This window comes from Gammaproteobacteria bacterium (genome assembly GCA_013696315.1).
Classification (GTDB): Bacteria; Pseudomonadota; Gammaproteobacteria; order JACCYU01; family JACCYU01; genus JACCYU01.
Window position 1 is genome coordinate 1 of sequence record JACCYU010000250.1, and the last position, 7,318, is coordinate 7,318.

A 7,318-nucleotide genomic window follows, 5' to 3' on the forward strand; every position below is an offset into this window, starting at 1 on the left:
GCCTTTCAGCAGTGCGGTCTTGACTGAAACGCCAAGCGCCGCGCGCACCACCGGCAGATCTTTGTGATAAAGCTGATCCTGCAAATGCCGGGTGCCGGTGGAGATGATGACTTTGCCGCCGGAAAGCAGCGCCGGCACCAGATACGCAAAGGTCTTGCCGACGCCCGTGCCGGCTTCGATAACGAGGGTGCTGTTACTTTTGAGCGCACGCTCGACGGCTTGAGCCATCGCCTGCTGTTGCGTACGCGGCCGGAAATCCGGCAGATGCCGATGCATCGGTCCGCCCTCTTCCAGCACCTCGCGGCTTGTGGACATTACGTTTTTCCTGGCGACCAGATGCTGGGGTGCGGCTATGGGGTCTTGCATAAGTAATTAACAAGGAAGCTTTCATGCTGAACGAAGTGAAGCATCTCGAATTGAAGCATCTGACCTTCCCTCGGTAACAGGAGATTCTTCGGCCGGAGTTTACCCTTGACCAAGTGAAGGGACCTCACAATGACAAGCTAGCCAACCTGTTAACCATTTACGCGATAATCAATAAATGCCGGCCTGCCGTTCCGCCTCGCGCGCGCCCCGTTCATCACCGCGCATACGCCGGGCCTGCGCGATGATGCGCCAGTTCTCGCGCTGCAACGCTTCATCGTCGTACATCAGGCTATTTGATCTGGCGGCCATCGCTTCGGCCTGGCTTCCGTGGCCCTGCGCGAGGCGTACCCTCGCCAGCATCTGCCAGGCCAAGGGATCGTAGGGATCGATGCGCAACGCGCGCTCCAGGGTGGCGGCGGCGTCCTCGAAACGGCCGGCCTGCTTCGCGATTTGCGCTTTTTCCATCAATGCCACAACGGGCGACGCCGAAGGTTCTACTTCGCGCGAGATGTCCTGCGCGGGTGGTGGTGGCGGTGGTTCGGGGAACGGTTGCTGCACAGGCGGCGCGACTCCGCAGGCGTGCAAGATAAACGTGATTGCAAACGCCATCAGGCAGCGTTGTATGGCGTGCAAGTTGCGCATCAGTTGAACAGACCCTGAAACCAGCGCGTGGTACGCTCGACCGGGCTGATTTGCGCGCACGGCGCGTACCCGGTTGGCGCGGAGCCTTCGACGAAGGGCATCCATTGCGCGCCTTCGCAATACTCATCGGCCAGCAGGCCGCCTCTGGGGTCGATCATCAGCCACTCCGTACCGGGCGGCGTGTTCAGGTTCAGCGGACGCGTCTGGATGTTACCCATGATATCCGCCCAGACTGGCAGCGCGCCGACCGCGCCGGTCAATCCCGTGGATTGATTGTCGTCGCGGCCGATCCAGGTGACCGCGAGATGCTCGCCCGAGAATCCCGCAAACCAGCTGTCGCGCAACTCGTTGGTGCTGCCCGTCTTGCCGGCGACCTTTAACTCGGCGGGCAACAGCCATTGCAGGGCGCGCGCGGTGCCCTGGCGTGTGACCTCGTAAAGCGCCGCATTTAGCAGGTACACGGCGGCCGGGTCAGCCCCCTGCGCGATGTTGAGGGGATAGCGCGAGAGGCGTTCGCCATAACCGCTCATGACCTCGCGGATGGTGTTCAGCGGCGCGCGATAACCGCCTGCGGCGAGGGTTTGATACACCTGACTCACCTCCAGAGGCGTCATCTCCAGCGCGCCGAGCAGCAGCGATGGGTACGGCGACAGACTGTGCGTAAAACCGAGGCGCTGCAAGGTGTCTATCACGTTATCGATGCCCACCGCCAGACCCAGCCGCGCGGTGGAGACGTTATACGAACCGACCAGCGCGTCACGCAGGGTCACCTGGCCGTGATACTTGTCGTCGTAATTGCGCGGCGACCAGGTCTGCTTGTCGTCCAGCCGCACCGACAGCGGGCGGTCGTCCAGCATACTCGCGAGCGAATACTCGCGCGGGCGCGCCAGAGCGGTCACATATATCACCGGCTTGACCAGCGAGCCGATGGGCCGGCGCGCATCCAGTGCGCGGTTGTAACCCTGCGCGCGCGGATCGCGTCCGCCGACCACCGCCAGCACCTCGCCGGTCTCAGCGGCGGTGACGACAGCCGCCGCCTGCAGACTGCTGGCCGGCAGACCGCGTTGTGCTTCCAGTTCGGCGAGCTTCGAAGTCACCGCCTGTTCCGCGGCGATCTGCACCAGCGGGTCCATGGTGGTGAAAATCACCAGCCCTTTGGTGCGTAGCGCCTGCTCGGGATACTGATCCTTAAGCTGACGGCGCATCAGTTCCACGAACGCGGGGAATGGCGTGACTCCCGAAGGCGCCCTGGCCGTCACGTCCAGCGGACGGTTCTGTGCTTCGGTCGCGGCGGCCGCGCTCAGCACACCCGCATCGCGCACCTCGGCCAGTACAAGGTCGCGCCTATCCTTTGCGCGCTCCGGATTCTGGCGCGGCTGATAATACGACGGTCCCTTCACCAGCGCGACCAGCAGCGCGAGCTGGTCGGGACGCAACTCGCTCAGGCGGCGTTCGAAATAGAACTGACTGGCGAGTGCGAAGCCGTGGATCGCACGCGCGCCGTCCTGGCCCAGGTACACCTCGTTGATGTACGCCTCCAGAATCTCGTCCTTGCCGTAGTGCCACTCCAGCAAGCCGGCCATTATGGCTTCGTTGAGCTTGCGCACCAGGCTGCGCTCGCTGGTGAGAAACAGGTTCTTGACCAGCTGCTGAGTCAGGGTGCTGCCGCCCTGCACTACCCGGCCTGCCATGATATTGGCGAGCATCGCGCGCGCGATTGCGCCGAAGTCCAGCCCGTGATGGTCGTAAAAATCCCGATCCTCGACCGCAATCAGAGTTGTAGGCAAAAGCGGCGGCACATCTTCGAGACGCGCCACCAGACGATCTTCCAGATGCGTGGGATAGATGTTGGCGATCGGCACCGGCTCCAGGCGCACCAGATCGAGCGGCGTATTTTTCCCCGCGGCGAACACGCCGGCCACACTATTGCCGAGAAATTCCACGCGCAGTAAGCGGGTCGGCTCAATCGCATCCCAGAACGGAAAGCCACGCGAGTGCAAGGTTACCGTTTCGCCCTGCGCGCGATAGGCGCCGGTGGCGATGAGATCCACGGTGGACTGATAGTGCAGAAGCCGCAGTTCCTCAATCAGCGCGTCCGCGCTGAGCGCCTTGCCTTGGTAAATTTCCAGCGGCCGCGCGAACACCCGGGCCGGCAACTCCCAGCGCGCACCCTCGAAGCGCTCGCGCACCTGGTGATCGAGATACGCGGTGTAACCCATGACGACCACCGCGCCAATCAGGGCCATCACCCAGGCACCGGCAATGACACCGCGGCGCAGCGCCGAGAACCTGACTCCGCGACGCGCGCGTGCCGGTTTGCGTTTTGGCGTACGGCGGCCGGTGGGCCGGCGCGTGGATTTTGCGCGAGGGCGTTTAGCCATCCTTATGAATCGATACCGGTTTACAGGCGATCTATTGTAATTCAACCGGATGGGGAAACGACTTCATATTTTTAACAAGCGTGAGACGAGCAAGCGGCGCGCTTGGCCGCGTTCAACATTGCGCGCAATTGCCTATTGCAACAGGCAAGTGTGATTCCGATAATGCATACGCAGTGGCCGTGGAAGCGGTCCTGGCGCAGGCCGCGCGACGTCGAGTCCCTGTACGCGCGGCCTGGCATCCCCGATTGTCATCGGCCCGGGTTTTGTCATTTTGGTGTTACCGCGTTCGTGATCATCGTTGTTAAAGTCGGTCGAGTGCGCATCGTATCTGGTTACGGAGGCGCCATCGAAATTGGACCCGACTTTGCGTGAAAATCGTAAATCCCTGCCACTTAATCCAGCTGACGTCACCTAAGCGCTGCGTGCAGGCGCCGGTATCCCCCGTAATGAAGAAAAATTTGAGGATACGTCATGAAACAATCCGGTTACGGCTTTCCGCCGTCGCTGGGCCGCAGCGCGCTTGTCGTGTTGCTCGGTCTGGCTACGGTCGTCGGCGCGAACGCTTCGCCACGCGCGGATGGGCCTGCAAGGATGCGTATCGAACTGATTGACCAAGCCCGCAACATGATGGGCACGCCTTATGTGTGGGGCGGCGTCACACCCGATGGCTTCGATTGCAGCGGGCTGGTGCAGTACAGTTTTTACCAGATCGGCGTGGAGGTGCCACGCACCGCAGCCCTGCAGGTCGAGGCCAGTCAGCCGGTGTCGATCGATAGTCTGAGACCCGGCGACCTGTTGTTTTTCGATACCACTGACCGCTACAGTCACGTCGGTATCTATGTCGGCAACGGGCGCTTTATTCACGCGCCGCGCACTGGCCGCGACGTGAGCATATCGACCTTGCACAGCCCTTACTGGAACGATGCCCTGTCGCGCGCGGGGAGTTTTCTGAACTGACTGGCGCGTGTGCGCCTGGCGAATGGCTCTAACAGACGATCCGGTAGGCAACCACCGTTACTTCATTATTTCGGCTGTTACAGGTCCCTGGTCCTTCCCTTTCTTCAGCGCAGCAGGCTTATGGACGGCGCGTTTGCCGGTTTTCTCGCTGCGCACGAGGTATTGCGGATCGTCCGGGCTCGCCGCAACCTCGTGTCCTTCGATCTGCGTGCGCCGCGTGAGTTTCTTCTCGATCTTGCCGCGCGTCTTGCCTTGCGGCGTGTTCCACTCGACGTGATCGCCGATGCTAAAGGTACTCGTCATGCTGATCTCCAGTTGCGCGTGAGACGCCGCGGACATTTGAATTAGACCGCCGCAAATTACGCGCCGCGCTGAATTAGTGCCACGGCATGCGCCGCGAGCCCTTCGCCCCTGCCGATGTGCCCCATTTTTTCGTTGGTGGTCGCCTTGATGCTTATTTGGCCGATGTCGATGCCAAGGTCTTCGCTCAGCGCGACCCTCATCGCGGCAAGATGCGGCGCGATCTTGGGCGCCTGGGCGATGACGGTGCAATCGGCATTCTCCACGCGATAAGCGGCGTTCGTCAGCAACGTCGCCACGTGCCGCAACAGTTCGCGGCTGTCCGCGCCGCGCCAGTCTTCGCTGGCATCAGGAAAATGCTGACCGATGTCGCCCAGTGCGGCGGCGCCCAGCAGCGCGTCGCACAGCGCGTGGATCAGCACGTCACCGTCGGAGTGTGCGACGACGCCTTTCGAATACGGAATGCGCACGCCGCCGATAATCACCCGATCGCCCGGTCCGAAGGCGTGCACGTCGAAACCGTGGCCGATTCTGAAAGGCATGTTAGGCGCTCCGCGATTTCATCAGCGCGAACGCGAGCATTAGCTTTGGCCGCCGACAGGTAACGGATTGCGGTCCACGAACTGGCGCTGATGCCAATAGGGATAACAAGGCGTGGTCTCGCTCACCGCATCCAGCCTCGCGACCTGCTCCGCAGTCAGATTCCACCCGACCGCATCCAGATTCTGCCGCAGCTGGGTTTCGTCGCGCGCGCCGACAATCACGCTCGCCACGGTGGGCCGTTGCAGCAGCCAGTTGAGCGCGATCTGCGGCACTGTCTTGCTAGTTTCCTCGGCCAGCGCATCCAGAACATCCACAACGTTGTAAAGCAAGTCCTCGGCAACAGGCGGCCCTTTCTCGGCCGTCTTGTGCATCCGGCTGTTGTCGGGCAGCGGCTGACCACGACGAATCTTGCCGGTGAGGCGACCCCAGCCCAGCGGACTCCAGACTACAGTCGATACCTGCTGGTCCAGCGCGAGCGGCATGAGCTCCCATTCGTATTCGCGTCCCACCAGTGAATAATACGCCTGGTGTGCGACGTAGCGCGGCCAGCCGTGTTTCTCGGCGACCGCGAGAGATTTCATCAGATGCCAACCGGAGAAGTTCGAGCAGCCCACATAGCGGACCTTGCCGCTTTGCACGAGATCATCCAGGGTGCGCAGGGTTTCCTCGATTGGCGTCAGCGCGTCGAATCCGTGCATGGTGTAGATGTCGATGTAATCCGTTTTTAACCGGCGCAGACTCGCATCAACGGCGCGCATGAGATGATGCCGCGACGACCCGACGTCATTGGGCCCCTCACCCATTGCAAACGTCCCCTTGGTAGAAATGAGCACGTGCTCGCGACGTTTGGCGATGGCCTTACCGAGAATCTCCTCCGACAGGCCATCGGAATAAATATCCGCGCTGTCGAACAGGTTGACACCCGCATCCAGACACAAATCGACCAGACGGCGCGCCTCTTTCACGTCGCTGCTGCCCCAGGCCTTGAAAAATTCGTTGCTACCGCCAAACGTGGCGGCGCCGAAACTTAACGCGGGAACCTTCAACCCGGAACCACCGAGCAGTCTGTACTCCATAATCGTTGCTCCTTATTCCAGGCTCACAAATACTCTGGCGCGCTTGGCGATCGGCCTTCCCACATTGCGCACAATGTTTGCAGACTACACACTCGCGCCCACGATTTCAGCTTTCGAACATGCCCAGATTACGTCGCAGAGCACGTACACACCCCGAATCCAGCCCCGACATCACGCGGGGATTCGCCGGCATACTTTTATACAGTCACCGCGCGATCAATCTCGTCTGGACGACGAGCCGTTCGCTCAGCATCGCACTGGGGCTCTTGACTGTACTTGCCGGCGCCGCGCCCGCGGCGGTCGCCTATGTCGGCGCACTAATCGTCGATGCGGTCATCGCCGCCGCTCAGACTGCGCCCGCGGACCGCCCCGACGCAACCTGGCATGCACTGATGCTGGTCGGCGTCGAAGGCCTGATCGTGGCAGTGATCGCGGGCGCGCAACGCGGCATCTCGCTGTGTGAGTCGTTGCTGCGCGCGCAACTCGGTCAGCGCGTCAATGTGATGATCCTGAAGAAGGCGCTGACCCTGTCGCTGGAGCAGTTCGAGGATTCGGAGTTCTACGACAAGCTCACGCGCGCGCGCCGCGAAGCCTCCAGCCGGCCGCTGTCGCTGGTTATCCGCACCTTCGGAGTAGCCCAGAACGCAGTCTCGCTCGCAAGCTACGCCGCGCTACTGGTGCAGTTCTCGCCGTGGGCGGTACTCGTGCTGGTGCTAGCCGGATTGCCCGCGTTCATCGCCGAGGCCAAGTTTTCCGGCGACGCCTTCCGCCTGTTTCTGTGGCGTTCGCCCGAAACACGCATGCAGCTGTATCTGGAAACGCTGCTGGCGCGCGAGGATCACGCCAAGGAGGTGAAGCTGTTCGGACTGGGCCCGCTTCTGCTCGATCGATATCGGCGCATTTTCCATACGCTATACGGTGAAGACCGCGACCTCACTATTCGCCGCGACACCTGGGGATTTTTTTTAGGGCTGATTGCGACCGCGACCTTGTATGGCGCCTACGCCTGGATCGCGCTGGCGGCGATCGCCGGGCGCATCACCTTAGGCCAGT

The 7,318-nt window shown here is 61.8% G+C and carries 8 protein-coding genes; 2 read left to right on the forward strand and 6 right to left on the reverse strand.

The features are described from left to right. The 3 genes from H0V34_14430 to mrcB all read right to left on the reverse strand — a co-directional run. Window positions 1-315, reverse strand: a 315-nt coding sequence (locus tag H0V34_14430; GenBank protein ID MBA2492825.1) for a DEAD/DEAH box helicase, incomplete at its 3' end; no start/stop codon positions are given. Between the two features lie 219 nt (window positions 316-534). Continuing rightward, a complete protein-coding gene (locus tag H0V34_14435; protein ID MBA2492826.1) occupies window positions 535-1,008 on the reverse strand; it encodes a tetratricopeptide repeat protein in 474 nt (157 codons plus the stop codon). After that, window positions 1,008-3,389: a penicillin-binding protein 1B gene (mrcB, locus tag H0V34_14440; GenBank protein MBA2492827.1), complete on the reverse strand. Its 2,382-nt coding sequence runs from the start codon at window positions 3,387-3,389 to the stop codon at window positions 1,008-1,010. The genes H0V34_14435 and mrcB overlap by 1 nt, the downstream gene beginning before the upstream one ends. A 471-nt stretch (window positions 3,390-3,860) precedes the next feature. On the opposite strand from mrcB, the gene H0V34_14445 reads away from it, so the two are divergent. Next, window positions 3,861-4,346: a C40 family peptidase gene (locus H0V34_14445; GenBank protein ID MBA2492828.1), complete on the forward strand. Its 486-nt coding sequence runs from the start codon at window positions 3,861-3,863 to the stop codon at window positions 4,344-4,346. 57 nt (window positions 4,347-4,403) lie between these two features. On the opposite strand, the gene H0V34_14450 is transcribed toward H0V34_14445, so the two are convergent. From H0V34_14450 to H0V34_14460, 3 genes are read right to left on the reverse strand one after another with little or no spacing between them, the layout of a single operon-like run. Continuing rightward, entirely contained in the window at window positions 4,404-4,649 is a 246-nt protein-coding gene (locus H0V34_14450) for a DUF2945 domain-containing protein (protein ID MBA2492829.1), read from the reverse strand. 56 nt (window positions 4,650-4,705) lie between these two features. Then, entirely contained in the window at window positions 4,706-5,188 is a 483-nt protein-coding gene (ispF, locus tag H0V34_14455; GenBank protein ID MBA2492830.1) for a 2-C-methyl-D-erythritol 2,4-cyclodiphosphate synthase, read from the reverse strand. 39 nt (window positions 5,189-5,227) lie between these two features. After that, window positions 5,228-6,265 carry an aldo/keto reductase gene (locus H0V34_14460; GenBank protein ID MBA2492831.1) on the reverse strand — a complete coding sequence of 346 codons (1,038 nt, stop codon included), beginning with the start codon at window positions 6,263-6,265 and terminating at the stop codon, window positions 5,228-5,230. Between the two features lie 191 nt (window positions 6,266-6,456). Here H0V34_14460 and H0V34_14465 point away from each other — a divergent pair. Beyond that, the coding region (locus tag H0V34_14465; protein ID MBA2492832.1) for an ABC transporter ATP-binding protein at window positions 6,457-7,318 on the forward strand (862 nt) is incomplete at its 3' end.